Source organism: Rhodococcus sp. IEGM 1366 (assembly GCF_033142425.1).
GTDB classification, from domain to species: domain Bacteria; phylum Actinomycetota; class Actinomycetes; order Mycobacteriales; family Mycobacteriaceae; genus Rhodococcus_F; species Rhodococcus_F globerula.
Window position 1 is genome coordinate 1,143,755 of record NZ_JAWLRZ010000001.1, and the last position, 26,929, is coordinate 1,170,683.

General features: G+C 60.9%; 24 protein-coding genes and 1 tRNA gene. 15 read left to right on the forward strand and 10 right to left on the reverse strand.

Annotated elements, in window-relative coordinates; translation table 11 throughout:
* The first annotated feature begins 254 nt into the window (after positions 1-254).
* Entirely contained in the window at positions 255-806 is a 552-nt protein-coding gene (locus tag R4P64_RS05485; RefSeq protein WP_317819659.1) for a TetR/AcrR family transcriptional regulator, read from the forward strand.
* A gap of 33 nt (positions 807-839) precedes the next feature.
* Here the strand turns inward: R4P64_RS05485 and R4P64_RS05490 are convergent, their stop codons facing one another.
* Positions 840-1,895: a lipocalin-like domain-containing protein gene (locus R4P64_RS05490; protein ID WP_095887731.1), complete on the reverse strand. Its 1,056-nt coding sequence runs from the start codon at positions 1,893-1,895 to the stop codon at positions 840-842.
* 10 nt (positions 1,896-1,905) lie between these two features.
* Positions 1,906-3,156: an oxygenase MpaB family protein gene (locus tag R4P64_RS05495; RefSeq protein ID WP_317819661.1), complete on the reverse strand. Its 1,251-nt coding sequence runs from the start codon at positions 3,154-3,156 to the stop codon at positions 1,906-1,908.
* A 177-nt stretch (positions 3,157-3,333) separates the two neighbouring features.
* Here R4P64_RS05495 and R4P64_RS05500 point away from each other — a divergent pair, with 177 nt between their 5' ends.
* The 7 genes from R4P64_RS05500 to R4P64_RS05530 all read left to right on the forward strand — a co-directional run bounded on the left by R4P64_RS05500 (position 3,334) and on the right by R4P64_RS05530 (position 11,212).
* On the forward strand, positions 3,334-3,858 hold the full coding sequence (locus tag R4P64_RS05500) for a TetR/AcrR family transcriptional regulator (protein WP_230590310.1): 525 nt from the start codon (positions 3,334-3,336) through the stop codon (positions 3,856-3,858).
* Positions 3,855-5,339 (forward strand): NAD(P)/FAD-dependent oxidoreductase, encoded by a 1,485-nt coding sequence (locus R4P64_RS05505; RefSeq protein ID WP_317819663.1) that lies wholly within the window; start codon positions 3,855-3,857, stop codon positions 5,337-5,339. The genes R4P64_RS05500 and R4P64_RS05505 overlap by 4 nt, the downstream gene beginning before the upstream one ends.
* Positions 5,336-7,051, forward strand: coding sequence for a GMC family oxidoreductase (locus R4P64_RS05510; protein ID WP_317819665.1), 1,716 nt, complete (start codon positions 5,336-5,338; stop codon positions 7,049-7,051). Before R4P64_RS05505 ends, R4P64_RS05510 begins: the two co-directional genes overlap by 4 nt.
* Positions 7,035-7,682, forward strand: coding sequence for a hypothetical protein (locus R4P64_RS05515; protein WP_116103747.1), 648 nt, complete (start codon positions 7,035-7,037; stop codon positions 7,680-7,682). The genes R4P64_RS05510 and R4P64_RS05515 overlap by 17 nt, the downstream gene beginning before the upstream one ends.
* A gap of 252 nt (positions 7,683-7,934) precedes the next feature.
* Positions 7,935-8,423, forward strand: coding sequence for a Fur family transcriptional regulator (locus R4P64_RS05520; RefSeq protein ID WP_033235908.1), 489 nt, complete (start codon positions 7,935-7,937; stop codon positions 8,421-8,423).
* Positions 8,424-8,475: 52 nt separating this feature from the next.
* Positions 8,476-9,927: a catalase gene (locus tag R4P64_RS05525; protein WP_092805841.1), complete on the forward strand. Its 1,452-nt coding sequence runs from the start codon at positions 8,476-8,478 to the stop codon at positions 9,925-9,927.
* Between the two features lie 295 nt (positions 9,928-10,222).
* Positions 10,223-11,212: an LLM class F420-dependent oxidoreductase gene (locus R4P64_RS05530; RefSeq protein ID WP_033235910.1), complete on the forward strand. Its 990-nt coding sequence runs from the start codon at positions 10,223-10,225 to the stop codon at positions 11,210-11,212.
* Here R4P64_RS05530 and R4P64_RS05535 read toward each other — a convergent pair.
* Together R4P64_RS05535 and R4P64_RS05540 are read right to left on the reverse strand one after the other, a co-directional pair.
* A complete protein-coding gene (locus tag R4P64_RS05535; protein ID WP_317819669.1) occupies positions 11,109-12,488 on the reverse strand; it encodes a HAMP domain-containing sensor histidine kinase in 1,380 nt (459 codons plus the stop codon). The two genes, R4P64_RS05530 and R4P64_RS05535, sit on opposite strands and share 104 nt — an antisense overlap.
* On the reverse strand, positions 12,485-13,189 hold the full coding sequence (locus R4P64_RS05540) for a response regulator transcription factor (RefSeq protein ID WP_033235912.1): 705 nt from the start codon (positions 13,187-13,189) through the stop codon (positions 12,485-12,487). The genes R4P64_RS05535 and R4P64_RS05540 overlap by 4 nt, the downstream gene beginning before the upstream one ends.
* A 167-nt stretch (positions 13,190-13,356) precedes the next feature.
* On the opposite strand from R4P64_RS05540, the gene R4P64_RS05545 reads away from it, so the two are divergent.
* From R4P64_RS05545 to R4P64_RS05555, 3 genes are all read left to right on the forward strand, one after another.
* Positions 13,357-13,821: a light harvesting protein subunit alpha gene (locus tag R4P64_RS05545; RefSeq protein WP_317819671.1), complete on the forward strand. Its 465-nt coding sequence runs from the start codon at positions 13,357-13,359 to the stop codon at positions 13,819-13,821.
* A gap of 244 nt (positions 13,822-14,065) precedes the next feature.
* Entirely contained in the window at positions 14,066-14,866 is an 801-nt protein-coding gene (locus tag R4P64_RS05550) for a metal-dependent hydrolase (RefSeq protein ID WP_317819673.1), read from the forward strand.
* Between the two features lie 122 nt (positions 14,867-14,988).
* Complete coding sequence (locus R4P64_RS05555) at positions 14,989-16,734, forward strand: cholesterol oxidase substrate-binding domain-containing protein (protein WP_045066877.1); 1,746 nt, start codon at positions 14,989-14,991, stop codon at positions 16,732-16,734.
* A 26-nt stretch (positions 16,735-16,760) separates the two neighbouring features.
* Here the strand turns inward: R4P64_RS05555 and R4P64_RS05560 are convergent, their stop codons facing one another.
* Positions 16,761-18,377, reverse strand: a complete 1,617-nt coding sequence (locus tag R4P64_RS05560; RefSeq protein ID WP_317819675.1) for a DHA2 family efflux MFS transporter permease subunit — start codon at positions 18,375-18,377, stop codon at positions 16,761-16,763.
* Between the two features lie 120 nt (positions 18,378-18,497).
* On the opposite strand from R4P64_RS05560, the gene R4P64_RS05565 reads away from it, so the two are divergent.
* Positions 18,498-18,974, forward strand: coding sequence for a helix-turn-helix domain-containing protein (locus R4P64_RS05565; RefSeq protein WP_317819677.1), 477 nt, complete (start codon positions 18,498-18,500; stop codon positions 18,972-18,974).
* A 37-nt stretch (positions 18,975-19,011) separates the two neighbouring features.
* Here R4P64_RS05565 and R4P64_RS05570 read toward each other — a convergent pair whose 3' ends face one another.
* The gene (locus tag R4P64_RS05570; protein WP_317819678.1) at positions 19,012-19,578 is read right to left on the reverse strand and encodes an AAA family ATPase; all 567 of its coding nucleotides are present in this window, start codon (positions 19,576-19,578) and stop codon (positions 19,012-19,014) included.
* A gap of 77 nt (positions 19,579-19,655) precedes the next feature.
* Complete coding sequence (locus tag R4P64_RS05575; RefSeq protein WP_317819679.1) at positions 19,656-20,687, reverse strand: iron-siderophore ABC transporter substrate-binding protein; 1,032 nt, start codon at positions 20,685-20,687, stop codon at positions 19,656-19,658.
* A 168-nt stretch (positions 20,688-20,855) separates the two neighbouring features.
* Between R4P64_RS05575 and R4P64_RS05580 the strand changes: the two genes are divergently transcribed.
* Genes R4P64_RS05580 through R4P64_RS05590 form a run of 3 tightly spaced genes read left to right on the forward strand, consistent with a single transcriptional unit; the run spans position 20,856 to position 25,396 of the window.
* The gene (locus R4P64_RS05580) at positions 20,856-22,412 is read left to right on the forward strand and encodes an acyl-CoA synthetase (RefSeq protein ID WP_317819680.1); all 1,557 of its coding nucleotides are present in this window, start codon (positions 20,856-20,858) and stop codon (positions 22,410-22,412) included.
* Between the two features lie 57 nt (positions 22,413-22,469).
* Positions 22,470-24,023, forward strand: coding sequence for an SIR2 family protein (locus R4P64_RS05585; RefSeq protein WP_116103737.1), 1,554 nt, complete (start codon positions 22,470-22,472; stop codon positions 24,021-24,023).
* A 59-nt stretch (positions 24,024-24,082) separates the two neighbouring features.
* Positions 24,083-25,396 carry a wax ester/triacylglycerol synthase domain-containing protein gene (locus R4P64_RS05590; RefSeq protein WP_317819681.1) on the forward strand — a complete coding sequence of 438 codons (1,314 nt, stop codon included), beginning with the start codon at positions 24,083-24,085 and terminating at the stop codon, positions 25,394-25,396.
* Here the strand turns inward: R4P64_RS05590 and R4P64_RS05595 are convergent.
* From R4P64_RS05595 to R4P64_RS05605, 3 genes are all read right to left on the reverse strand, one after another.
* Positions 25,377-25,700, reverse strand: coding sequence for a hypothetical protein (locus R4P64_RS05595; RefSeq protein WP_045066546.1), 324 nt, complete (start codon positions 25,698-25,700; stop codon positions 25,377-25,379). The genes R4P64_RS05590 and R4P64_RS05595 overlap by 20 nt on opposite strands.
* Before the next feature lie 86 nt (positions 25,701-25,786).
* Positions 25,787-25,860: transfer RNA gene (locus tag R4P64_RS05600), tRNA-Pro, on the reverse strand.
* A 54-nt stretch (positions 25,861-25,914) separates the two neighbouring features.
* On the reverse strand, positions 25,915-26,883 hold the full coding sequence (locus R4P64_RS05605; RefSeq protein ID WP_033235920.1) for a metallophosphoesterase: 969 nt from the start codon (positions 26,881-26,883) through the stop codon (positions 25,915-25,917).
* Between the last annotated feature and the right edge of the window lie 46 nt (positions 26,884-26,929).

Genomic DNA, 26,929 nt, shown 5'->3' on the forward strand with positions numbered 1-26,929 from the left:
ACCGATTGCACCTCCTCCGAGATTCAGTCTTCCATACCGCACCGTATGGTATGGACGTCGGCTATGTCCACAACTCGGTGAAATACAGCTCGGTGCAGAAGAATTCGAAACACCCGCGACGTAGGTCAGGCAACGAACTGGCGCTGCAAAGGTGGACGTGGTGTCACGCAGTGATGCGATGGACCAGCCGTAGGCATCTATGATCGAGGAGTGAGAGTGAGAACTGAACGCGCCCGCGAGAACGGCCTGCGCTGATGGCGCGGGCCAACCGTCTGAGCGTCGAGAGTTGGCTCGACGCGGCCTTTGATCTTCTCGTGCGAGAGGGGGTTTCCGGGGTCAAGATTTCCACGTTGTGCGACGAACTCGGAGTCACCAAAGGCAGCTTCTACTGGCATTTCGACGATCTCGGCGCGCTGATGGAATCGATGGCCGACTATTGGTGCGGCACACAGAACGACGCTGTGCGAGGGCTCGCGTCCGTCGAATCCATTCCGGTGGAGCAGCGATTCGAGATGATGGCCCAACTGCTGATCGACGAGCGCAATTGGTCCGTCGAAATCGCGGTGCGAGAATGGGCACGAAGTGACGAGAAAGTAGCCGAGGCCGTACGTCAGCTCGATCAACGAATCTTCGATATCATCCAGGAAGCACTGTTGGAGTTGAATTTTGACGCCGAAGGTGCGCGCCTGCGGGCAGGTGCTCTGGTGTATGCCGGAATCGGATTCGTTCACGGCCGAGGCAGTCTCCCGACGCCCACCAGCGCCGAGCTCCGAAAAATCTTCACGTTGCTGACGCAGGAAAGCTGATGGCGCAACGTCGACACTCGAATGCCTCATCGCTCATTTGAGCGCAACCATCTCGTGCAGAGTTGATCCTGTCCGCTCGATCATTTCCCCGTCGATCGTCACCTTCAGAACGAAGTCGGAACGGAAACGAAAATATCCGGGGCGGCCGAGAAGTCGATTCAGTACGGGCTTGACCAGTCGGGTTCGGGCTACCGGAACGTCAGCCAGGAAGTCGTGCGCATGAACTACCTCGCGCACCGTCAGCGTGAGATCCACCGACCCCGGAATGTGCAGACGCAGCGTCGACGGAAACGAGCGATTCGCGACGTCGTGGAAGACCGTCGGCCCTTCGGTCATTTCCAGTTCACCGTTGCTCAGAACGACACTGTCACCGCGGGCCAGCATCAGCGGCAGCGACCAGTGCTCGCCGTATTTCTTCTGGGTGTGCACGGTGGCGTAGACCAGTGAGAAGTCGTCGACATACAACCGCCCCCAGTACCAGCGATCGATGATCCGCTTCATGTCCCCGACGCCCCAGTTGTGGTCGTGATAGCCGCGACCACGGGCATCGAGTGTGGCGCCGCCGATAGTGACGGTGCCCGTCACCGAGGCGCGCGGTGCGCCGACAACCCAGGCGAAGAACTCGGTGTCCCCGTACGTGGTCTGTCCGCGTCCGGGCATCCAACTCGGTACCTCGTTGCGAAATTCGAGATCGAACACAATGTCTTCTTCTTCGAGATGCACTCTGTGTACCGGCAGGTCTCCCGAATCGAATTCGGCTACAGCGCTGTTCGGGCCTATCCGAACATCGCACTTGTCCGTTGATGCACTGACGTCGGCGGAGGAATACGGCTTGACGACTTCCCGGCGCGTACCGTCCGGGGAATAGATATGGATTTCGATTCCGGGTTTGCGATTGACGAGTTCGCGCAGTTGTAGCATCGCAACCACGATGTGCCCACTGTCGAGGTGAGCGTCGAAGTACCAGTGTTCGAAAGCAAACTTGTTGTCTGATGGATGCGCGCCGTTGTCGCTCGGGTGCGTTCGAGTGATCTCACCGTCTTTGCGTCCCGGTCCGTTCCACGCTTCCACGATATTCATTGTGGTCATCGAGCAACTCCTATCGGCGTAGTGCGCCACTTGCATCGAATGTGGCCTCGCGGCCCTTCATTTGAGCCTGGTACCAATTTTCGCGGTGCTTGACCATTGCCGCTTCCACTATCGCGCCGGTTCCGGGGACAAAGCGCCTGATCAATTCCATCGCGGTGATGAGTGGCAATCTCAGGACGGGTATGAGTAGCCAGGGAATGACACCGGGCATCCGGTACTTGCGCCGTGTACCAGGGGCCATGAACATCGCGGCGTACACCGAATTGATGCGAAAGTTGTACGCCTCTCGTAGCCGGGTGAGTCCGCGGTGGCCGTCGCGTGGCGCAAAAGCCTTCGGGTAACTCTCGATCAACTCACTGCCGTGCTTGCCGGAGTCGTAGGACCGCGACACGATCGTCATGGCCAGTGCGCGTAGGGAATCCGTGGCAGTTTCCGGGTACCACGTGGTGCGCACCCCCAAAAGGTGTCCCATGTACTTCTGGAAGTGGATCAGAGCCCGGATCTCGGACGGCGTCGTGTGGTAGCCGAGTGTCCACAGTGCGAGGCCAGGGGTGACGCTGCCGGCGATCAAAGTCAGGAGCATGTAGCTCTGACTGATAGGAAGCCCCCACTTCGAGGTATCCCATTCCGAGTGATTGGCTACTCGCGACCGCACGGACACGTGCATCACACGAACCTTGAGAGCTGTTGCACGACCGGCAGATCCACGTTGGAGCAGTGCTCCCGGTTGGGATACGTCGATCCAGAATCGGCAGGTTTCGAGGAACCGGCGTAATGCGTTGTCGCCCGCATACCCGCCGGCGAGGGAGAGCGGCGTGGCAACTGCGGATTCGGTGTAGATTTCCAGTGTTTCCGCTCCCGCGAAACTGAACAGCATTGTGCCCCATCGTCGCCAGATTGCAGCGCCCTGCTCGACCAGTGCCGGATCAACCCAGTCCGGTATTGTTTCGAATTCCTCGAACAGTGCGCGCATGGATTCCGGAGCGTCCGGCACAGCGTCGATACCATGGGTAAGTGCGGTTTCGAGCATGGCGCGGCCGGTTTTCGCCCCGGTCTCGCCGCGATAGACCTCGTCGACAAATCGTTCGGCGACGGGATCTCCGGTGAAGAGATCATTACAGAACTGTTGTGCCTGTTCGGTAGTGGGGAAGATGTCGGCACCGGTCAGCTTTTTGACGATTGTGCGTGCGCGAGCGATTCCGGGTTTCTGTATGCCTTCCCAATAGGGGAACGCCGTAGGGGTTCGATCGCTTGCTGTCATGTCACCGCCTGATAGCAGAGTCGCGAGATAAACCATACTATACCGTATGGTACTGATTGAGAAAGTTTATTTGAAGTCAGCCTGGACTGTTTTCTGTTTTCGATCTACAGTCATCATGTGACCGAGACCACTTCCGATGTGAAAGTAAGCCGTACGCAGGCAGAACGTACAGCCACGATGCGAGGGCGGCTGCTTGACGCTGCCATTGAATCGCTGGTCGAGCTGGGCTACGCACGGACAAGTACTCAGGAGATCGCTCGTCGAGCGGGTGTATCCCGCGGTACTCAACTCCATCATTTCCCGACCAAGGAATCGCTGGTCGTCGCCGCTGTCGAATACCTGGTGGACAAACGGCTGGCGGAAATCCTTTCGGCAGAGGTGGACAGTGGCCGCGGACTGGAGATACTGGCCGACGCGTTTTCCGGTCCACTGTTCTATGCAGCCCTCGAACTGTGGGTGGCGGCGCGCACCGACCCCGCACTGCATGCGGCGACTGTGCCACTCGAGCGCAAGGTGAGTGAGGCGCTCGAGTTCGGTAGCGCCGAAGTCTTCGGTGATCGCTTCGACTCCGAGGCAGTCGAATTGACTGTCGAACTTGTCCGAGGGCTTGCGGTGTCAGCCCTGTTCCGTACCCCGGAAGCCGACGAAGCGCTGCGCGCGCGGCTGCTACCGGCCTGGCAATCCCGAGTGGAGAACAAGTGAAACTTCCCGAACATGTCGAAACACTGATCGTCGGTGCCGGATTCGCCGGTATGGGTCTGGCGGCCAGAGTTCTTCGCGATGACCCGGCAGCGGATGTGGTGTTGATCGAGCGAGCCGCCGACGTCGGTGGCACGTGGCGAGACAACACCTACCCCGGTTGTGCGTGTGATGTGCCGACGGCGTTGTACTCGTATTCCTTTGCCCCGAGCGCAGACTGGAGTCATACCTTTGCACGTCAGCCCGAGATCTATGCCTACCTGAAGAAGGTGGCCGCCGATACCGGCGTCGGAGATCGAGTGGTTCTGAACTGCGAACTCGAGGCCGCGATCTGGGACGAGGGAATGTCACTGTGGCACATACAGACGTCCCAAGGAGCGTTGACGGCGAAGGCTCTGGTCGCTGCGACCGGAGCGCTGTCCACGCCCAAGGTTCCCGACTTTCCCGGTCTCGACCAATTCTCCGGTACCACTTTCCATTCCGCGACGTGGAACCACGAGCACGACCTGCGCGGTGAGCGCATCGCGGTGATCGGTACCGGCGCCTCGGCAGTGCAATTCGTTCCCGAAATTGTGGAGGAGGCTACTCATGTAACCGTGTTCCAGCGAACTCCTGCCTGGGTGATTCCGCGGGCGGATAGATCACTCCCCCCAATTCAAAAGGCTCTGTACACCAAGGTCCCCGCTGCGCAGAAGGCTGTTCGCGGTACCGTCTACGGCTTTCGGGAAGCTTTGGGTGCGGCGATGTCGCATGCCACCTGGGTTTTACCGGCTTTCGAGATGGTGGCAAAGGCGCACCTGCGTCGGCAGGTGAAAGACCCCGGGTTGCGCCGGAAATTGACTCCCGATTTCACCATCGGCTGTAAGCGAATGCTCCTGTCCAACGACTGGTTGCGAACTCTCGATCGGGCGGACGTGAGCCTAGTCGACAGTGGGCTCGTCTCGGTCACCGAAGACGGAGTGGTCGACGGGCACGGAATCGAGCACAAAGTCGACACCATCATTTTTGCGACGGGATTCACGCCGACGGAACCACCTGTCGCACACCTGATAACGGGGAGGAGCGGTGCAACGCTGGCCGAACAGTGGAACGGTAGCCCCAGCGCGTACAAGGGAACGACGGTCAGCGGCTTCCCGAATTTGTTCCTGATGTACGGTCCCAACACCAACCTCGGCCACAGCTCGATCGTGTACATGCTCGAGTCTCAGGCCGAGTACGTCAACGACGCGTTGAACACCATGAAGCGGGAGGGGCTCGACGCCCTCGACGTCGATGAGTCGGTACAGGTGCAGTACAACAAGGGAATTCAGCACGAATTGAAGCGCACGGTGTGGAACAAGGGTGGTTGCTCGAGTTGGTACATCGATGCGGAGGGACGTAACTCGGTGCAGTGGCCGACGTTCACTTTCACATTCCGTTCTCTGCTGGGGAATTTCGATCGGGAGAACTACTCGGCCCGGAAGATCGAAAGCGTCGAGGCATGACGGCAACGCACTACGACGTCGTAGTCATCGGGTCGGGGTTCGGCGGTAGCGTCGCCGCTCTTCGTCTGACGGAGAAGGGCTATCGCGTCGGAGTGCTCGAGTCTGGTCGCAGATTCGCCGACGACGAGCTCCCCGAAACCAGCTGGCGTCTGCGAAAGTACTTGTGGGCACCGTGGATCGGGTGCTACGGGGTTCAACGTATTCACCTGCTCCCGGATGTTCTGGTCATGGCGGGTTCCGGAGTTGGTGGCGGATCACTCAACTACGCCAACACCCTGTATCAGCCGCCCAAGCGGTTCTTCGAGGATCGTCAATGGGCGCACATCACCGACTGGCATGACGAGTTGGCGCCGTACTACGACCAGGCGAAACGAATGCTCGGGGTGCGAACCAACCCTTCGTTCACGCCCTCCGACGCCGTAATGAAGGAAGTCGCGGAAGAAATGGGTGTGGGCGAGACATTCACGTCTACCCCTGTTGGCGTCTTCTTCGGGGACGCCGGAGTGTCGGTGCCCGATCCGTTCTTCGGAGGCAAAGGACCGGAGAGAACCGGGTGTACCGAATGCGGTGGCTGCATGACGGGGTGCCGTGTCGGTGCGAAGAACACATTGGTCAAGAATTATCTGCACTTGGCCGAACATGCCGGGGCGCGAGTTCATCCGCTGACCACTGTGCGGGAACTTCGGCCACGCAAGGGCGGTGGGTATCAACTTCTCGCGCGCCGGACCGACGGTATTCGAAGGCGCGAACAGATTTTCACCGCCGACCAGGTGGTAGTGGCTGCTGGTACCTACGGGACAGCGCGATTGTTGCTCGGGATGAAGGAATCCGGAGCGCTGCCGCATCTGTCGAATGCACTGGGCACTGTGGTTCGCACCAATTCCGAAGCGGTGCTTGCGGCAACATCGAAGTCCCGTCGACGCGATTTCACGCAGGGCGTTGCGATCACGTCGTCGTTCCATCCGGACGATCACACGCACATCGAACCCGTGCGATACGGCAAGGGCAGCAATGCAATAGGTCTCCTGCAGACTGTTCTCAGCGACGGCGGCGGCAAGGTGCCGCGAGTCCTGAAGACGCTGGCAGTTGCCGCACGTCACCCGAGCGCATTTGCCCGGTCTTTATCTGTGCGGAACTGGTCCGAGCGGACTGTCATCGCGCTGGTCATGCAGACGGACGACAATTCGCTCGAACTGTCGAAGAACACAAGAAGGTTCGGGCGTTCTCTGACCAGTCGCCCCGGCCCCGGTGATCCGCCACCGACGTGGATTCCACAAGGTCACACTGCTATTCGTAAAGTTGCGCAGAAGATCGACGGTGATCCAGGTGGTTCCATCGCCGAAATCGTGAATATTCCGATGACGGCACACTTCCTCGGTGGGTGCGCGATAGGTGATTCGCCGTCGACCGGCGTGGTAGATCCTTATCTGCGCGCGTACGGGCACAACGGGTTACACGTGATGGACGGCTCGGTGGTGAGTGCCAATCTTGGTGTGAACCCCTCGCTGACCATCACCGCTCAAGCTGAGCGGGCGTGCGCGCTGTGGCCGAACGCCGGCGGAGATGACGCCCGGCCGGCTGTAGGTGATCCGTACGTTCGGCTCGTCCCGACACCGCCGTCCAATCCGGTAGTGCCCGAGCATGCTTCGGGCGCCCTGAGACTTCCCCTGATTTTTCCAACCGAGAAGGTGCCCGATGTGGAGCGTCCCTGAATCTGCAAGCGAACGCACGGACTGGCCGGCGAGTGATCCGCCGCCGTGGCCGGCGCGGGTGCGGGCCACGTTGTGGTGGCATCGGAGCACGTCGGCGGCACGTGAACTCGGGCCGGAGGGCAGAACTATCCCGATGACCTTGGCGATGATGGTCGATTATCTGGACTCTCCGGTGGGGCCGTATCGAGAAATCTTGGCGAGTCCGGTCCTGCGGGCGCCGGGTAGGCGGATCGGGCCGATACCTCGGATGGCGGTGCCCTTCATCGCAGTGGATTCGGAATCTTCGGTGCACGGTGGCCGCACCCATTGGGAACTACCGAAGGTTCTCGCGCAGTTCGACGGGGATGTCCTGGGCCGTGTGGCTGCGAAGGGGGACGGTTGGCAGGTGAACACCACTGCGCGGGCAAAGGGGCCGCGCCTGCCCATCGTAGGAGCTCTGGGCTTTGCGCAACCCACCGAGGGTGGTCGGTTGGCTCTCGCGTCGGCGCGGCTAACGGGCAGATTCCGTTACGCGCGCGTCGACGTCGAATCCGAGGGATCGACCTTGCCGAACTGGCTGTTAGCAGGCTCGCACCACGGAATTGTCATCACGGACGGAAAGATGAGGACGGGCCCCGCCAAGCGCGTCTAGACCGAGAAACAGGTGAAGGCCGTACAGCAAAACGCTGTACGGCCTTCGGCGTCGACGCCCCACAGGCGCCTCTCGGCGGTAGGTCGCTCGCAGCGACAATGGGGTGGGGCCCGGGGCTTGTTCGGGCGCCGACGGAGTGATCAACGGACGCCCGAGCTGTTTTGTTCCCTGGCCAAGGCTATGAGCCGCGTCACTTATTTGGTTAGGGAACCCTTTTCTTGACTAATTCCAGAAAAGGCGCATACTGGAACCATGCAAGATGACGGGCAGGATCTCGACCTCCGGGCGCAACTGCGTGCGGCCGGGTTGCGAGTCACTGCGCCTCGTCTTGCAGTTCTGAATGCGGTTACAGCCCAACCGCATTCGGACGCAGATTCTGTTGCAGCGCAGGTGCGGCAACAGTTGGGATCCGTATCCACCCAGGCCGTTTACGACGTGCTGAAGGCATGCGTAAGCGCAGGGTTGCTACGACGCATCGAGCCTGCGGGTTCACCCGCACGATTCGAGACGAGAACCGGGGACAACCATCACCACCTCGTCTGTCGTAGCTGCGGCAAGGTCGTCGACGTCGATTGTGTTGTCGGCCAAGCTCCCTGCCTTGAACCGTCCGACCATCACGGCTTCGAGATCGATGAAGCCGAGGTCGTGTTCTGGGGCCGTTGCAACGATTGCCTGAAGAGTTCTGCCGAGTCGGGCATTGTCTCCGACGCGGTTTCACAGAATCACGATGCAGCCCGCTAGCAGTACGGCCCATATTGCCGCACAGCCCATTTGACTTTTAGGAGGCTTCGCCATGACCAAGCCCACCACGAACAACTTCGGTATTCCCGTAGCCAGCGACGACGAGTCGTTGACTGCAGGTACTCAGGGACCGGTCCTGCTTCACGACCATTACCTGATCGAGAAGCTGGCCCAGTTCAACCGTGAGCGCGTCCCGGAGCGCGTCGTTCATGCCAAGGGCGGCGGCGCTTTTGGTGAACTGGTCATCACGAACGACATCAGCAAGTACACCAAGGCCAAGTTCCTGCAGCCCGGGAAGAAGACCGAGTCGCTGGTGCGTTTCTCGACCGTCGCCGGTGAGCAAGGTTCTCCGGACACATGGCGCGACCCGCGCGGTTTTGCCATGAAGTTCTACACCGAAGAGGGCAACTACGACCTCGTCGGCAACAACACTCCCGTGTTCTTCATCAAGGACGCCATCAAGTTCCCCGACTTCATCCGTTCGCAGAAGCGTCTGCCGGGTTCGGGTCTGCGCGATCACGACATGCAGTGGGATTTCTGGACTTTGCGTCCCGAATCCGCGCACCAGGTGACGTGGCTGATGGGCGACCGCGGCATTCCGAAGACGTGGCGCAACATGGACGGCTTCGGCTCGCACACGTACCAGTGGGTCAACGCCGCCGGTGAGCGGTTCTGGGTGAAGTACCACTTCAAGACCGATCAGGGCATCGAGTTCCTGACGCAGGCAGAGGCCGACAGCCTCGCCGGCAGCGATCCCGACTACCACCGCGCGGATCTGTACAACGCAATCGAAGCCGGCAACTTCCCGAGCTGGACCATGAACGTTCAGATCATGCCGGTCGACGAGGCCGAGGGCTACCGCTTCAACCCGTTCGACCTCACGAAGGTGTGGTCCCAGAAGGACTACCCCCTCATCGAGGTCGGCAAGTGGACTCTCAATCGCAACCCGGAGAACTTCTTCGCGCAGATCGAGCAGGCGTCGTTCGAGCCGTCGAACGTCGTGCCGGGCATCGGTTTCAGCCCGGACAAGATGCTCCTCGGCCGTGTGTTCTCCTACGCCGACGCCCATCGTTACCGCATCGGCACCAACTACGCCGATCTGCCGGTCAACGCACCGAAGAACGAGGTGAACTCCTACTCCAAGGAGGGCGCCATGCGTTACAGCTTCAACTCGCCGTCGACGCCGGTGTACGCGCCGAACTCGTACGGCGGACCGCACGCCGATCCGTCGGTTGCCGGTGACGAAGGCCTGTGGTCGTTCGACGGTGAAGCAGTTCGCGCCGGATACATCGAGCACGCTGAGGACGGCGACTTCACTCAGGCCGGAACCTTGGTCCGTGAGGTCCTCGACGACGCAGCGCGTGAGCGCCTCGTGAGCAACATCGTCGGTCACGCAAGTGCCGGAGTAAGCGAAGCAGTTCTGCTGCGCGTCTTCGAGTACTGGAAGAACGTGGACGCCGATCTGGGCAAGCGCGTCGAAGAAGGCGTGCGCGCCGGTCAGTAAGAGGCAACCTCGTACGTAAGAATGCGGGCCGCTGCAAGGGAATCCAACTCCTTGCAGCGGCCCGCTTTTTCTCGTTTCAGAGCAGCCCCCACCAGTAGAACAGCGTTGCAAGAATGAATTCGACGACAAAATCCACGACGATTCTCCTTCACTTTTCACGTACATTCCATGATCCGCGCCAGCCGACACTGTTTCGACTGAGGCTTCGGCGGGCAGTCGAGTCGTAGGACTGTCAGTGCGGCCAATTCGGCACTGCGCAGCCCTTTCGGCACTCGGGTTGAGGAGATGATCGGCCATGATGCGTATCGGCTACACGTTGATGACGGAGCAGGCTGGGCCAAAGGATCTGGTCCGACATGCGGTTCGGGCCGAGCAGGCCGGGTTCGACTTCGAGGTGATGAGTGATCACTACTCGCCGTGGCTGACCGAACAGGGGCACGCCCCGTACGCCTGGTCCGTTCTCGGAGCGATTGCGCACGCCACCGGATCGGTTGATCTGATGACGTATGTGACGTGTCCGAGTATTCGCTATCACCCGGTGGTGATCGCTCAGAAGGCCGCGACGGTGCAGATACTCGCGGACGGGCGGTTCACGCTCGGATTAGGGACCGGCGAGTGTCTCAACGAGCATGTGGTCGGTGACGGATGGCCGTCGATCGATGCCAGGATGGACATGCTGGAGGAAGCGGTTGCCATCATTCGGGCGCTGCATTCCGGAGATCTGGTGACCTGGAAGGGTGAGTACTTCGACGTTCAGTCGGCACGTATCTGGGATTTGCCCGAAATCCCTGTCCCACTCGCGATTGCGATGTCCGGTGACAAGTCCGTCGAGCGATTCGGGCCGATGGCGGACGATCTGATCGGTGTGGAACCTGATTCGCGGCTCGTTCATCAGTGGAAGCATGTTCATGGTCGCGCGTTCGGACTTCCTCCGGCGCGCACGGCAATCGGTCAGATTCCGATTTCCTGGGATGACGATCGAGACGTCGCCATCGCCAGGGCGCATCAGCAATTCCGATGGTTCGGCCTCGGCTGGCCCGTCAACTCCGAGCTGCCGACCCCGGCCGGGTTTGCTGCCGCGTCGCAGTTCGTCCGCAAAGAAGATGTGGCAGAAAACATCCCGTGTGGTCCAGATCTCGACGCGATCGTCGAAGCGGTCAAAGCCTACAAGGATGCGGGCTTCACCGATGTGGCGCTGGTGCAGATCGGTGGCGATACGCAAGACCGCTTTTTCGACGAGGCTGCAAAACCGCTGTTGGAGGCCCTGCACGTCGAATTGGGTTGATCGAGAAGGTCAATCGGGTTCCGCCGAGAGGGCTTGCGTCGAGTCGTGCGCTGCCACCGTGCAATTGAGCCTGTTGAGCGACAAGGGCAAGTCCGAGGCCGCTTCCGGACTCGCCTGCACCGGTTCCGCGAACAAAGCGCTCGAACATCGCTTCTCTCTCGGTCGGGGCTATCACGGCACCGTTGTCGTCGACGACGATCGTGGCGGATCCCGTGCTCACCCCGGCCCGGACGGTGATTTCGACCGCGTCGGCGTGGCCGTGCCGGACGGAGTTGGTGACGGCGTTGGTCAGCACCAGACGAATGCCTGCGGGAAATGCCTGGACCGAAAGCTCGTCCGGCGCTTTCAAACGGACGGCGACCTGGGGGTGCAGTCGAGCGACATCTGCGACGGCGCGATCGGCTACCTCCACGAGATCGACGTCGGCGCAGTCCTTCGGATCGGCCACGTCACCCAGGGCGAGTGTTTCCAGATCGGTGAGGGTGCGCTCGATCTGGCGCTGCGCCTCCAACAACTCGCCGGCCAGTTCGCGGCGTTGACTTTCCGTGAGGTCCAGCGTCGCGAGAACTTCCAGATCGGTGCGCATCGACGTCAGCGGGGTACGCAGCTCGTGAGCGGAGACGCGAGCGAAATCGCGTGCCGACTCCAGCGCTTCCTCGGTGCGGCTTCGATCGCTTTCGATCCGGCTGAGCATGCTGTGGATTGCTTCGGACAGTTCCTCGGCTTCGCGCGTCCCACGGACTGACGGTGCCCGGAGGGAGAGTCCTTCGACGTCGAGGTTGTTGCCGATCGAACTGGTGGTCTCGGTTAATTGCTGCAGGGGGCGGACAGCTCGGCCGGTGAGGAACCAACCGAGCCCGGCCGCGGCGAGAATCGCGACCACTGCCGCAGCCGCCACCTGGAACTGCTGCTCGCGGATTGCCTGCGCGAGTGGATCTTCGGGGATGGTGACGGCGAGTGCAGCTCCGCTGTCGCCCGGGAGGAGCACATCTCGACTGCGGACGTCGGTAGTAGCCAACGCGCTGATACCCGTGGCATTGAAGCCGGGGTCGACTACGAGCGGTTGTGTTGTTGCGGTGGGTGACTCGAACAGAATTGCAGCCGGAGAAGTCGACGCAATGCCGAGAGTGACCGAATCGAGAGTGCGTTCCAGTTGTTCGGAGCCGCCCACGCGCAGGAAGACCGCAAACGCAATTCCGATCGCGGCAATGACGATGCCGGCGGCCAGACCCGACGCGATGGCTACTCGGGTCTGCAGTGACAACGGCCGCTTCACCGTTCGGCCCTCAAGACGAAGCCGACCCCGCGGACTGTGTGGATTACCCGAGGTGCACCGTCGATCTCGAGTTTCTTGCGTAGGTAGGTGACAAACACATCGACGACATTGGTGTCGGCGGCAAAATCGTAGCCCCAGACGAGTCGCAGGAGTTGTGCGCGGTTCAGCACCACGCCGGCATGCTCGGCGAGGACGGACAACAGGTCGAATTCTCGTTTGGTGAGTTCGATTCGCCGGCCGCCGATATGGGCGCGATGACCGCGGAGATCCACAGTCAGAGGTCCCACTGTGATCGGGTGATCGAGAGTCGGGGCGCTTCGCGTCGTGCGTCGTAGCAAGGCGCGCAGTCTGGCAACAAGCTCCGCCAACTCGAAAGGCTTGGTGAGGTAGTCGTCGGCGCCCGCCTCCAACCCGGCAATGCGATCACCCACCGAACTTCGGGCGCTGAGTACACAAATCGGAACGTCGTTGCCGATCGCCCGCAAGGCTGTCACTACCCCGACACCGTCAAGGCCGGGCATGTTGACATCGAGAACGAGGGCAGACGGGCACTGCTTGCTCACCGAGGCCAAGGCAGAACGGCCGTCTACCGCTGTTGCCGTGTCGAAGCCGGACAGTCGCAGTCCACGTTCGAGCGAATTCAGTACCTTTGCGTCGTCGTCAACGATCAGGATGCGCTCGCGTGTACTCACCCCAGCCATAGTGCCACCGGATTTCGGTCGACGGCCTCGCGCCGAGCGAGGGCCACCGCTTTCTCATCAACTCCTAAGAAACCGACAACAGATCTGCAGGGTTGGCTTCATAGCCTCGGGTTTCTCGGATGCGACCGCGCCGAGAATTCGAGAACGTTCGATCAAGGAGAGCAACGATGACGCGATTGACAGTGAACGGCAAGCGGGCCAGGCGGACCGGTGTGGTGGTGGCGTCCATGGCGGTACTCGGCCTGGCCGTGACTCCGGGAATCGCCTGGGCTTCCAACCCCATTGCCGACGGATCGCCGGTGGCCGTGCGATCCATCGCGACTGCTCCGTCCGAGCCCGGTGTGGAACCGGAAGTAGCGTGCGGTGCCGCGACGCCGATTTCCGACGAGGAGCTGCAGAAGCTCATCGACGAGGGCAAGGTTGTGCGCGCGGAGGAGGCCGGTACAGCGGCGCTCACGATTGAAGTACCGAGCGAAGCTGCGACCTTCATTGCACGTGAGGGAATGCCAGCGCTGCCGACCGTCGAGTGGGCCCCGGCGATCGAGGGTGTTCCGGCAGAAGTACTCGACGTGGCGGGGGTCGCTCCGCTGGTTGAAGGGGTTGCTCTGTCTTGCGCTGTCGCCGCGGGGTGACACGCGAAAGGGCTCAGCGGGGTGACACGCGAAAGGAGCTACGCATGAACCGTTTTGACCGGGAACGGTACGACCGTACTGAACTCGAGAACGACGACGGTGAAGTCTGTCGGTAGCACTTGCTACGTTCGTGGCGGTCTCGGCGAGCATGCCGAGGCCGTCGCCATCGGCGTCATGTGTGTGGTGTCTTGGGTCGAGTCCGATGGACTCGACGCAGGGCGCGTTTCGAAAGGTGTTGTGTTTCATGGTCATGGGCCCCACCCACGCGATGTCCGGTGCTGCTGTGGGTCTGGTGGTTGCCGAACTCTTGCCCCTCGACTGGGGTGGGCCTACCTCCACTGCCGAAACCCTGACGTTTGCCGGGGTGTGTGCGGGTGCTGCGTTGCTTCCGGATCTCGACACGAGCCAGTCGACGGTTTCCCGGTCGTTCGGACCACTGAGCAAGGCGCTGGCACAGGGTGTTGATGCGATATCGGTTGCCTTCTATCGGATCACCAAAGGCAAGAAGGACGGTAAGCGGCGTGGTGGTCACCGGACACTCACCCACACGGCGTTGTTTGCGGCCGGGTTGGGCGCCGGCGTTTCCGCGCTGGTTGTCCAGTTCGGAAAGCCCGCAATCGTCATCACGTTGTTCTTCTGTCTGGGGCTGGCGATTCGCGGTCTCGCGGGGGACTTTGCGAAGGACAAGGGCTGGCTGGTCGTCTCCGCGTTGGCGCTGGTCCTGTCTGCGGTGACGTGGCAGCAGTATCCGAGTGAGGCTGGGTCCACCGGATTGGGCGTCGCAGTTGCGCTCGGATGTGCGACGCATTGTCTGGGTGATGCCATCACCAAGGAAGGCGTGCCGTTTCTTGCGCCGCTCATTCCGTTGGGTGGCAAACGGTGGTGGGAACAGCGACTTCCGTCGTTCCTGTCGATCCGCGCGGGTGGCAACCTCGAAAAGGTGTTGATCGGCCCGGCGCTCACGCTCCTCACTGTCTGGCTGATCGTCGGTGCGTTCGACGGTGCGTCCGAAGCCATCTATGCGGTGTTCTCACCGACTCCGTAACCTTTTATTACGGAACCACTGGCATCGTAATGGAACTTGTTCTAGGTTCATCTCTAACGTAAGTCCGATTCGGCAGAGACGAGTAGTCCGTGGAACGCAGCGGTTCAGCAGATCAAAGCGCAGTGGATCGACCATCCAACGCCGGATCCGTCAGCAGGCGGGGATTCCTGGCGGCCGGGGTCGGCGCCGCTGCGCTCGCAGGCCTGACCTGGTCGCCGGCCGGAGCGGTGCCATGGGGCCCACAATCCACCCTCGCTCCGCCGCCCGACTTCCCGGCCGGTATCCCGCTTTCCCAGCAGGCCTACGCCAACTGGTCCAAGGAGATCGTTCTCGATCACGTGTGGACGGCAACGGCTCGCAGCTCCGATGACGTGGTGACCCTTGCCAACTGGGCGCACCGCAACGGGTACACCGTCCGCGCTCGCGGCACGATGCACGGGTGGAGCCCGCTGACAGTGGTCCCGGGTGCACCAGTGGATCGAGTGCTGTTGGTGGACACAATGGTTCACCTGAATTCCGTCGAGGTGCACAGCGACGGAGAGCAATCCGTCGTAACCGCCGGTGCCGGTGCCAGCATCGAGTCGATCCTCACGGCGCTGCAGGACCATGGCTTGGGTTGGGCCAACTCTCCGGCCATCGGGGATCTGTCCATTGCCGGCGCGCTCGCCATCGGAGCCCACGGCGCAACCTATCCTGCAGCGGGAGAAACCATTACCCCCGGACAGTCGTTCGGATCACTGAGCAACCTGATCACGGCCATGACCGTCGTGGTGTGGGACAGCAGTTCGGGTAGCTACACGCTCCGCGAATTCGCCCGCTCCGATGTCGAGAGCACGGCATTTCTGACCCATCTCGGGCGCACATTCGTCACCTCCGTCACCCTGCAAGCCGGCGAGAACTACCGGCTGCGCTGCCAGAGTTTCACCGATATCCCGTGGCAGGAACTCTTTGCGCCGCCAGGATCACCGGGTCGCACCTACGAGAGCTTTGTCGAAGCGTCCGGACGCGTCGAAGCTATCTGGTTCCCCTTCACGTCCACGCCGTGGCTGAAAATCTGGACACCGACGCCGGTCAAACCGCCCGAGTCGAGGGAAGTGCACGGCCCGTACAACTACTTCTTCTCCGATGCACTCCCCGAAGCAGTCACCACCCCACTCGGGATGGTGGCCAAGGGGTTGCAAGCGGCTACGCCGCTGTTCGGCGCTTCCCAGTTCGGCGCTGTTGCAGCCGGATTGGTGCTCACGGACACCGACGACCTGTGGGGCTGGTCCAAGGACGTGCTGTTCTATCTGCGACACACCACGGTGCGAGTAGTCGCGGGCGGCGGTGCGGTCATCACGAAGCGTTCCAACATCGCCCGTGTCATCCACGAGATGACAACGTGGTTGAACGAGCGGATGACGCACCTCGCGTCGATGGGGCAGTATCCCGTGAACATGCCCTTCGAAGTGCGCTTGTGCGGCGTCGACGACAATGGCGAAGTCCTGGTGGACAGTGCCGGCGTGCCGGATCTATCGGCGGTGCGGCCGCGGTCGGATCGCGACGACTGGGACACCGCCATCTGGATGAATGTGGTGTCCATTCCCGGAACTCCGGGTTTGCCGGCGTTCCTTCGGGATATGGAACGGTGGATGGTCGCGAACTACTCCGGTGATTACGCCACCTTCCGGCCCGAATGGTCGAAGGGTTGGGCATTCACCAACGACGCCGCCTATCAGGACGACGAATTCCTCACGCGCACAATCCCTGCCACCTTCCGGGCGGGCGGTGACGGAAATTGGGACGCCGCCCTCGCGACCTTCGACAAATACGATCCGCATCGAGTCTTCAGCAACACCTTCATCGACCGGTTCATGCCGTCTGCCTGAGTCTCACCGTGCAAGTTTTTCTGGCGTCAGCCGACGTCCGCTGCTGCCTTCGTTTCCTGCTCGGGTGACGAGAACGGCTTGTTCGGGATGAGTGCCGTGGCGATCAGGCCCACTACAACAAATCCGGCCGCAAGGTATCCGCCGAGTGTGATGCCATGTGTCATCGCGGATTGGGCTGCGTCGGCAACGAAGGCAGTGCTCGGCGAGCCGGCCAGCGAGTCGATGGCCGCGCCGGCGCTGTCGGTGACCGCCCGCGTCAACTGATCGGCCTGAGCTTGGTCGACACCGGATTCGGTGAGGTCGTTGTTCAGAGTGGAATTGAGAGTGCTGAAGAAGACCGTGGTGAGGATGGCGATACCCAGTGCGGATCCGAGTTGGCGGAACGCACTCTGAATGCCGGAGCCTTGACCGGCGCTCTGTTCGGGAATTTCCTCGAGCACGACGTTGGTTACCTGCGCCGTCGCGAAACCGACGCCGATGCCGTAGAAGAACAGCACTGCGGCAATGGTCCACCAGGGGCTGTCTGTCGCAGCGATGAATCCGAGACCAGCGAGGCCGAGCGCTTCGAGAGCCAGGCCGATACGGACCAAGCCCAACGGCGAGACCTTCGATGCCAGTCCGAAACTGGCGCCACTGGCGACAAAGCTGCCGATGGCAATGGGGACCAGGGCGAGTCCGGCTTGGAGTGCGCTGTATCCAAGCGTGAACTGAAGCCAGAGTGGAAGCACCGCAACGATTCCGAACTCACCGAGTCCGATGATCAGCGTCGCGATGTTGCCGTTGCGGAACGACGAGATGGAGAACAACCGCACGTCCATCAGTGCCCGCGACGGATCGTCACTACGGGTGAGCATGGTTTGCCGGTAGGCGAATGCGCTGAGCGAGATGACGGCGAGAACTAGCGCGATCAGAACCGGTGACGGTCCGCTGGACCATGACAGGCCGAACAGTTCGAAGGGCTGCTTCGTGGTCAGCCACCCGTATGTACGTCCCTCGACGAGGCCGAAGGCCAGCAGGCCCAGGCCGGCGACGGACAATGCCGCTCCGGTGGCGTCGATGCGCCCAGTGGTGCGCGGTGAGGGCGCGATGAACAGCACTGCGCCGATGAGAATGAGCGCAGCAAGCGGAATGTTGATCCCGAATGCCCAACGCCACGAAGCGTGTTCGGCAAGCCAGCCGCCGAGCAATGGGCCGAGGGCGGAAGCTGCACCGATGGTGGAACCCCACACTGCGAAGGCCTGGCCGCGGGCTTTGCCGGTGAACATCGCGTTCAGAAGCGACAGTGAAGTGGGCAGGATCATGGCCGCGCCGGCGCCCTGCAGGAATCGCGCCAAGATGAGCAGACCGCCGTTCGGCGCCAATCCGGCCAGCAGGCTCGTTGCGCCGAACACGACGACACCGGCGATGAAGATGCGGCGGGCGCCGACCAGGTCGGCAACTCTGCCGACCAGAAGCAGGAGTGCCGCGAACACGATTGCATAGGACTCTTGGATCCATTGAGCCTGAACGGAATTGATTCCGAGATCTTCGATGATCGAGGGGACTATGACGTTGACGATGGTGGTGTCGACGACGATCAGTGCCACGCCGAGTGCAATGGCGATCAGGCCCAACCACTTGCGGGTGGTGGGTGAGATGTTCATGAATAAACCTCCATTGTGAAGTAACTTCATCATGAAGGTATATTTGGGACGGTAAGTTGTCAATGTGCGCGCTGGGCTCGACCGGCCGCCGTCTGACACAGGAAAGGTGGGATCACCGAGGTGGATGCACCGCGCGACATCTCCGTGGAGCGGGAGCGGCTGATGGATGAATTCCGCGCGTACGGTGCGACGTTCACCGAATTCAGCCATCGATTCGCGTCGTGGCTTGGTCTGCATTCCACCGACGCAACTGCTCTGATGGAAATCACCGCGGCTGAGGAGAAAGGTGCGCCGCTCTCACCCGCACGTCTTGGAGAGCGGATCTCACTGACGTCGGGCGCCACTACCGCGTTGCTCAACCGCCTGGAGAAGGCGGGACATATCGTCCGGACCCGCGAGAATGCAGACCGTCGAGTGGTCACGCTGCACAGCAGTGCGCATGTGCAGGACCTGGCTGACGAGTTCTTCGGACCACTCGCCGTACGACTCGACGCCATGATGGAGAAATACCCGCCTGAACTGCTCAGTCGATTCGAGGAATTTCTCGTCGACCTGCACTCGACGATGAACGAACACCTCGAGCAAGACACTCGCTGAACAAAAAATGCCGCTCGACTCCGGAGAGTCGACCGGTTCACGCCCTAGTTTGCAGCGGTCCCGCGATCCACCGTTCGATGTCGGCATGGGTCCGTAGGCGGACAATCGTGAGGTCCGGTCGCCGATCTCGCAGTGCCGCGATCCGGAGTGCACTCGTACGGTGCGTGTTCCAGGCCCAGCGAACGATGTGATCTCGGTCGGAGAAGAACGTGTGTAGTGGTGGCTCGATATTGCCGTTCCACAAGACTTTTCGCCCCAGCCGCCTCTGTACCGTCCGAACGATAACCTGGCGCATCACGGTGCCGCGCGACAGGTCCAGCCACACAAGAAGATCCGCTTCATCGGCGAGTAGATCGCGAACGGACCGGTACTGCCATTCCGTCACCCACCGCGGCGCCGAACTGAATGTTGTGACGTCGACCAGGAATTGCTCACGCGGTGTCCAGTTCGGGCCGTGATAGAGACCGTCGATCTCGACGTGTTCGATGCCGAGAAGCGTTCCAATTCGGGAGGCCAAGGTCGTTTTTCCGGAACCGGATGTTCCCGCTACGAGAATGCGCTTCGGGCATCCGGGCAAGCGATCTTCTGGACCGACAAGAGGCACGAGAACACTGTAGCCATCGGCCGAATCAAAAAAACGGCGAGGGGAATAGCAATTCCCCTCGCCGTCTTCTGTCGTAACTACTTTCCGAGCTTGGCCTCCAGGTCTTCGAGAACCAAGTTGGCGCCTGTCGGTCCGAGACCCAGGAACCAGGTTTCGTCGCTGACTTCGCTGGCGCGACCGTCCTTGACGGCGTCCATCGTTGCCCACAAGGGGCCGGCCGTGACGGTGGTTTGACCGGTGTCAGCGGGACTTCCGTAACTGGAGTAGAAGATCTGATCGCCCTCGGCTTGGGTGATCGTTTCCGGGCTGACCTCGACGGCCAGTTCGTCGATGTCCTGGATTGCCGGACGGGGGAGTCCGACGTCCTTCAGGATGACGCCGATGAAGGACAGGTTTCCGTACAGACGCAGCTTGCCGGACATGAAGCGGACCAGCGAGATGGTCGGGGAACCGTCGATCGACGCGCGGACCTCGTCGGCATGGGTCTGGTAGTCGTTGAGGATCTGCTCGGCCTTCGTCTCTTCACCCAGCGCGTCACCGGCAAGGAGGAAGTTCTCCTTCCACGGGAATCCGGGACGGATGCTGAAGACCGTCGGCGCGATCGCGGACAGCTGCGGGTACAGCTTGTCCTGGCGCAGTTTGCTGCCCAGGATCAGATCGGGCTTCAGGGCAGTGATGGCTTCGAGGTTGAGATTGTTGGTGGTGCCGACATCGGGGACGCCCACCAACTTGTCGGCGAGGTACGACGGCTGGCCGGCTGCGCTTTCCGGGCTGGCGATACCGACCGGGGTGATGCCGAGTGAGAGGACTTCGTCCAACTCTCCGCTGTCCAGGACGACGACGCGGGTCGGCTTCGTCTCGAGTGTGACCTCGCCCAGTGCATGTGTGACGGTGCGCGGGAACTCGCCGGGAGCGGAGTCACTACCGAGCTTCGCGGTTTCCGTGTCGGCGGTGCTGAACAGCTTGCCGCCGGTCGCGACGTCGGTGTTTCCGTTGGCGTTACTTCCGGCGTCGGAAGTTCCACAGGCTGTTGCTGCAAATACTGTCGCCAGCGCAACCATGGCGATCCGGACCGATGTGCGGGTCCGGAATGAAGTACGAGTGAGCATTAGGCAAGGCTACGCTTGTGGTATTGGGCACTTTTAGCTGGTCTCGGGGCGAACATTGCTGATCCCGACTAACGGAACCTACTCCGCATTTTGCATTCGGCGACTCGGTAAAAGTGTTAGCTTCGCGAAAGACCTGCCAATTGTGAGCGAAGACACGTGAGGAACCCGATGACCCTGAACGTTGCCGATCTGTTCGAGGCCGTTGCCGATGCGATTCCCGATCGAACACCGCTGATTCTCGAGGAAAGGCGCCTCACTTATCGGGAACTCGAACTACGGTCCAACCGATTGGCGCACCACCTTCAGTCCGTCGGCGTCAAACCGGGGCAGCACGTCGGAATCCACATGAGGAACTGCGTTGAATATGTGGAAGCGCTACTGGCCTGCATGAAGATCAGGGCTGTTCCGATCAACGTCAACTTCCGCTACACCGACGTCGAACTTGCGTACGTCTATACCAACTCGAAGATGGTGGCATTACTGGTCGAGGACGAATTCGCGGAGATTGCATTGGGCGTTGTACCGCAGTGCCCCGAGATCGACCACGTTCTCATCGTCGGCGACGAGTACGAAACTGCACTGGCCGCAGCGTCCGACGTCCGGGATTTCGAGACTCGCTCAGACGATGACCATTTCATCATCTACACCGGCGGAACTACGGGGATGCCCAAGGGGGTTGTCTGGCGGCACGAAGACTTCTTCTTCGCTGCTCTGTCCGGAGCCAACCTCAGCGGACCGCCGCGTCATAGTCTCGAAGAAGTGGTCGATGCGGCGATTGCGAATACCAATCCCACTGTGCTGCTGCTTATTCCACCGCTCATGCATGGTGCTGCCATCTACTCGCTGCTCACTGCCTTTCTGATGGGAGCGCCGCGAGTCCTGACCCGGAGCTTCGACCCCCTCGACGTGCTCAGGCTCGTCGAGGCCGAGAAGATCACCGGCATCACTGTTGTCGGCGACGCGATCGCCCGTCCGATCGCCGATGCGATCGCCGATGCCGACGGTAAGTACGACATCTCCTCGTTGAAACTGATCGGATCCGGCGGCGCGCTGTTCTCGCCGAACCTCAAGGAAGAGTTGAAGTCTCGAATTCCCGGGTTGGTGATCAAAGATGCGTTCGGTGCCTCCGAATCCGGTAACGACGGCGTCGTCGAATTCGGCGAGGACGGAACGAAGCGAATTCGGTCCAACCCCAACATGATTCTGGTCGACGAGGAATTCCGTCGGATCGAACCGGGATCGAATACTGTCGGCTACATCGCACGAGCGGGGCATGTGCCACTGGCCTACTTCGACGATCCGGAGAAATCAGCCGCGACGTTCCCCGTTGTCGACGGTGTACGGATGGCAGTCCTGGGCGATATGGGAACGATGGAAGTGGACGGCACGATCGTGCTGCTCGGACGCGGTTCCATGTGCATCAACTCGGGCGGAGAGAAGGTGTATCCCGAAGAGGTGGAACAGGCGCTCAAAACTCACCCAGCGGTTTTCGACGCCCTGGTGGCGGGTGCACCCGACGCGCGGTTCGGGGAGAAGGTGGCTGCGGTCGTCCAGATCAGGCCTGGGTTCGAAGATGTGGAACCAGACGCCCTGTCCGAGCACTGCCGGATTCATGTGGCGGGGTACAAGATTCCCCGTTCGATCGTTCTTGTTCCGGCGATCCTTCGCTCACCGAGCGGAAAAGCGGATTACCGTTGGGCGAAGGAAACCGTCGCTGGGGTGTAGGCGCCGCGGAGCGGTTTGCGGACACCTGTGCTGGAGATCGATCGCTGGGAGTCGTGTGTGGCTGGGAACGATGCAAGTGCAGGGCATGTGTTTGTTGTCCGCGGACGGCTCGAATCGGTTGACTGGGACGCAGCTGTCGTCTCGACGAGCGGTAGTTTCCTACCACGCGAGCACTGGTGGCCTGTGCTTGGACTCACTGCACAGTTGGACTTCGCACCGGCCGGCGCTGGTCGGGTTCGGTCCTTTCCGAAGGAGGGGCGTCCAGCTTGGCTGTTGAATGTCGCGTCGCGGATTTCGGTGGACTGGTTGGTGGAGGGCGTCTACGAAGTCCTTGACGTGATCGCCAGAACTGGAATTCAGCCGGGCGGTAGCCGAGTCAAACCGCTCGTTGCATTGCCGACGTTCGGAGTGGGCTTGGGTGGCCAGGGTGGAGTACGCGGCCACGTAATCAAGGCACTGATCGACGCCGCAGCAGTGTGCGCCGACAAATACGACTTCGATATAGCATTTGTCGTTGCCAATGCCGCCGATTATGCTGCCTACCAATCTGTTCGGCGTGGGCATCTGTGTAGCGCCGGAGTACCTCCGCAGGTCCAGCAGCTAGCAGATCGACTGCGTGCCGGTGACGTCTCGTTGTTGTTGGGTGCGGGAGTCAGTATTCCGGCCGGATTGCCTTCGTGGGACAGTCTCCTTGACCGGATTCGAAGCGAAGCGCTTCCGTCTATCGATGCCGAATTGTTCTCCGGTCTCGGAGTTTTGGATCGCGCACAACTGCTGTCCAAGGCATTGCATCCTCAAGGATTGGGCGCCAGCGTTGTCGAGTTGACCGGGGGTGGCGCCAAGCCGACGCTGTCTCATTGCCTACTTGCTTCACTGGGCGTGACCAAAGTGGTCACCACCAACTACGACTCGCTCTACGAGAAAGCTTTCGAATCTGCTCACGGCCGAGGTTCGATAGCGGTGCTCCCAAGGGAGGAAGCAACCGCAAGCCGCCCCTGGATACTCAAGATGCATGGCGACAGCGGAGACCCGGACAGTATCGTGCTGAGCAGACGAGATTTCGTCAGATACGACGCAGAGCGGCGCCCGCTGGGATCAATTGTTCAGTCCCTCATGGCTACTGGTCACCTGGTTGTTGTCGGGGCTTCAATGACCGATGACAACGTGCTCAGGCTTGCTCACGAGGTGCTCGCTCTCGACGAACATAACGGTCGACAGAGAAAGATCGGAACAGTGATAACTCTGCGCCAAGACAATCTGCGAACTGAATTATGGAAGAATGACTTCGACTATGTCGCGGCGTCGGAAGCAGATAACGACTCTGCTGCCGCTCGCGATCTCGAGATATTTCTCGACAACCTTGCAATTCTGACAACCGTCGACACGCCGTATCTCTTGGATGTGAACTACAGCGGGTTGCTCGATGGTGAAGAGATCGCACTTGCAGATTCCTTGCGCGAAGTTGCCAAGATCGTTCGTTCTCTGCCGGAAGCAAGTCGCGAACGATGGGGAGTTCTGGAAGCGACGCTGCACAGGTTGGGTGCGGAGACGCAGCCTATGCGTCGTCGCCGGGGTGTAAACGATCGGGCGAACATTTCGCGAAGCGGGTAGTTGTTGTTTACCCTTTTCATGCCCGCTTTGTCTCGATTATGCTGGATCGGAGATTTGTCGTGCCTGCCAAACAACTGACTTCAGTGGATTTCGAATTGATTCCCGCAAATATGGAAACCCGCTCCACTGATGTCCTGACGATTTTCCTGTTCGATTCGGGTGACTCGACTCCGCTCGACAAGAAGGAACTACTCGAGTTCCTCGGTGCACGCGCGTCGAGGATCCCACAATTGCGGTGGACCGTGACCACAGTTCCCGGCGGGTTCGGGTTTCCCTATTGGATCGACTCCGCACCCTTCGATATCACCAAGCATGTCGAAGACAATGTCGAAATATCCTCGTGGAAAGGTGTTTTCGAATACTTCGCCGACATTGCCGCACGGATCGTCGATCCCTACGAATGTCTGTGGCGGCTGCACGTTGTTCGAGGTGTTCGTGATGCCCCAGGGGTGCAGGGTGAAGCAACGGTGGTGATCCTCAAGGGCTCGCATGCATTAGGTGACGGGCATGTGTACAACGCGATTGTTCACGACCTGTTCTCGTCGAAGCATTTACCCGACTTCATTCCGGAACTCACGGCGCCGAACCCGTGGTGGTCGTCTGTCAAAGGACTCCTCGGAACTCCGCGCCGGTATGTCCGCGCATTTCGTGCTCTGCCGGAAACCCGGAAATACGACGCACCGGATTCCGGCGGTGGTGCCGTGACCTTTACGGGTAAGCGTTCGGCTTCCGCGATCATGCTCGATCTGGTGGCGATTCGAGAAGCCAAGAAAATGTGGCCAGGCGTGACAGTGACGGCTATCGCCCAGACGATCATCTCGTTGTCACTGGAAGAACATTTTGGTGACAAGAGTCCACGCTCGATGCAGGTGATGTCGGGCGCGCCCGTAGGGGCAGAGGTGCGCGGACAGAATCACATGGGTTGCTATCACGTCGATTTGGCGATGGATAAACAAGATATTGCGGAACGACTTGCCTCGATCACCACAAACAACGACCACGGCAAAGTGGAATATCCTGACGCATATCGGGCCGTACGTGCGCTGCAATACGAACTTCCGGCTATTGCGGTCAAACCTGAATTGTCATCGGATCCGAAACTGGGAACTGTAGCGAGCAGCGTCAATCGTGGACCGGCCGTCATGACTCTCGGCGATTCAAGAATCGTTTCGACTACGTCATTTCCGTACGTGTCGCCGCGGAGCCCGTTCAATCACGGGATCTACTCGGTGGGTGACGTGCTTGCGATCTCGGTACTCAGCGGAACCCCGGACAGCGGTGACATCGACGTCTACGCGGCTGTCCTGGAGAAGAACGCGGCCCGCGTCCTGGCGTGCCTCGAGGAACGAAGTACTAAAGCCACGGCTCGATAGGCTTCTTCACCCACATGATCTTCTCGTCGGCGTGCGTGCGCTGCGCCTCAGCGCGATCAGGATGCGCCGCTGCCCACTGATCCTTCTCGTCGATGAGACCGGCTGCGATGGTCCAGGTCTCCCGGGTGCTCGGGGGATTCGCGTCGGCGGCACGCGCGAGTTTGCGCAGTCGATCGTCGGGCATGTCGAGTAGTTCGGCGGCGGTGATCCCACGATTCCATGCGAACTTGGCCAGACCCACCGCCTTCTCACGTCGACTGCGACTGGCGATGTCGTTGTGCGCGAAGTCCTCGTTCTTGCCCATGGGTAACCACCTCCTGGAGAGCACGGTACAACAAAAGAAGGCACCTTCTCCGCGAGGAAAAAGTGCCTTCTTCAAGTTCTTCACTGTCGGGGTGGCGGGATTTGAACCCACGACCTCTTCGTCCCGAACGAAGCGCGCTACCAAGCTGCGCCACACCCCGTGTCGAACCTCGGTTAGCTTACAGCACGAAGTCGGCAGGCATTAAATCCGCAGGTCAGTTGCGTAAAACCGGCGCAGCTGAGTGAGCGGAACCGCGCTCGGTGGAGTGCTCCGGTTCGCGGCCGGTAGACGGCACCAACGTCAACAGGGTTGCCTCGGGGCGGCAGCAGAAACGTACCGGAGCCCACGGCGAGGTTCCGATGCCGGCAGACACGTGAAGCTGTGTGTGAGCACCCCACTTGGACGGGCCCTTCACGCGGGAGCGGTCCAACTCGCAGTTGGTGACAAGCGCGCCGTAGAACGGCAGGCACAGCTGCCCGCCGTGTGTATGGCCGGCGAGAACAAGGTCGTAGCCGTCCTCGGCGAACCGATCCAACACCCGGGGTTCGGGGGAGTGCGTCAAACCGAGCTTGAGCTGAGCCAGGGGATTGGGCGGGCCCGCGATGGTGTCGTAACGATCGCGCTTGAGATGCGGATCGTCGACGCCTGCCGTCGCGATCTTGATGCCAGACACCTCGAGTTCGCGTCGTACATGCGTCACGTCGAGCCAACCACGTTCGGTAAATGCAGCCCGCAGGTCTCCCCACGGCAGCGGATCGCCCGTGATGCGCTTCTTCTTGTCGAAGAGGTAGCTCAACGGGTTCTTCGGCTTCGGAGCGAAGTAGTCGTTGCTGCCGAACACGAATAGACCGGGGCGTGCGAGCAGGTCGCCCAGTGCCTGGACAACTGCGGGGACACTGCGCTGGTGCGACAGGTTGTCGCCGGTGTTCACCACGAGATCCGGGTCGAGGCTTTCGAGCTCACGCAACCAGTTCTGCTTCAATCGCTGGTTAGGCATCATATGCAGATCGCTGAGGTGGAGAACCCGCAACGACGACGACCCCGGCTCGAGTACGGGCATCGTCACCTCGCGCAACGTAAAAGCATTGCGTTCGATGCCGGATGCGTACCCGATTCCGAGTGCAGCGACGCCCGCGGCACCAAGTGCGGTGCGGGTCAGGTTGGTGCGGAACTGGTCAGACACCAGTCAAGGATATAACTAAGGGGACGGGAGGCGGGGCGTGCGCGTA

Coding starts and splice junctions, on each gene's coding strand:
- R4P64_RS05595 (WP_045066546.1), bottom strand. CDS start 25,700: ATGGGCAAGAACGAGGACTTCGCGCACAACGACATCGCCAGTCGCAGT.
- R4P64_RS05485 (WP_317819659.1), top strand. CDS start 255: ATGGCGCGGGCCAACCGTCTGAGCGTCGAGAGTTGGCTCGACGCGGCC.
- R4P64_RS05560 (WP_317819675.1), bottom strand. CDS start 18,377: ATGAACATCTCACCCACCACCCGCAAGTGGTTGGGCCTGATCGCCATT.
- R4P64_RS05510 (WP_317819665.1), top strand. CDS start 5,336: ATGACGGCAACGCACTACGACGTCGTAGTCATCGGGTCGGGGTTCGGC.
- R4P64_RS05515 (WP_116103747.1), top strand. CDS start 7,035: ATGTGGAGCGTCCCTGAATCTGCAAGCGAACGCACGGACTGGCCGGCG.
- R4P64_RS05500 (WP_230590310.1), top strand. CDS start 3,334: ATGCGAGGGCGGCTGCTTGACGCTGCCATTGAATCGCTGGTCGAGCTG.
- R4P64_RS05580 (WP_317819680.1), top strand. CDS start 20,856: ATGACCCTGAACGTTGCCGATCTGTTCGAGGCCGTTGCCGATGCGATT.
- R4P64_RS05540 (WP_033235912.1), bottom strand. CDS start 13,189: ATGGCTGGGGTGAGTACACGCGAGCGCATCCTGATCGTTGACGACGAC.
- R4P64_RS05575 (WP_317819679.1), bottom strand. CDS start 20,687: ATGCTCACTCGTACTTCATTCCGGACCCGCACATCGGTCCGGATCGCC.
- R4P64_RS05520 (WP_033235908.1), top strand. CDS start 7,935: ATGCAAGATGACGGGCAGGATCTCGACCTCCGGGCGCAACTGCGTGCG.
- R4P64_RS05490 (WP_095887731.1), bottom strand. CDS start 1,895: ATGACCACAATGAATATCGTGGAAGCGTGGAACGGACCGGGACGCAAA.
- R4P64_RS05495 (WP_317819661.1), bottom strand. CDS start 3,156: ATGACAGCAAGCGATCGAACCCCTACGGCGTTCCCCTATTGGGAAGGC.
- R4P64_RS05550 (WP_317819673.1), top strand. CDS start 14,066: ATGGTCATGGGCCCCACCCACGCGATGTCCGGTGCTGCTGTGGGTCTG.
- R4P64_RS05525 (WP_092805841.1), top strand. CDS start 8,476: ATGACCAAGCCCACCACGAACAACTTCGGTATTCCCGTAGCCAGCGAC.
- R4P64_RS05530 (WP_033235910.1), top strand. CDS start 10,223: ATGATGCGTATCGGCTACACGTTGATGACGGAGCAGGCTGGGCCAAAG.
- R4P64_RS05545 (WP_317819671.1), top strand. CDS start 13,357: ATGACGCGATTGACAGTGAACGGCAAGCGGGCCAGGCGGACCGGTGTG.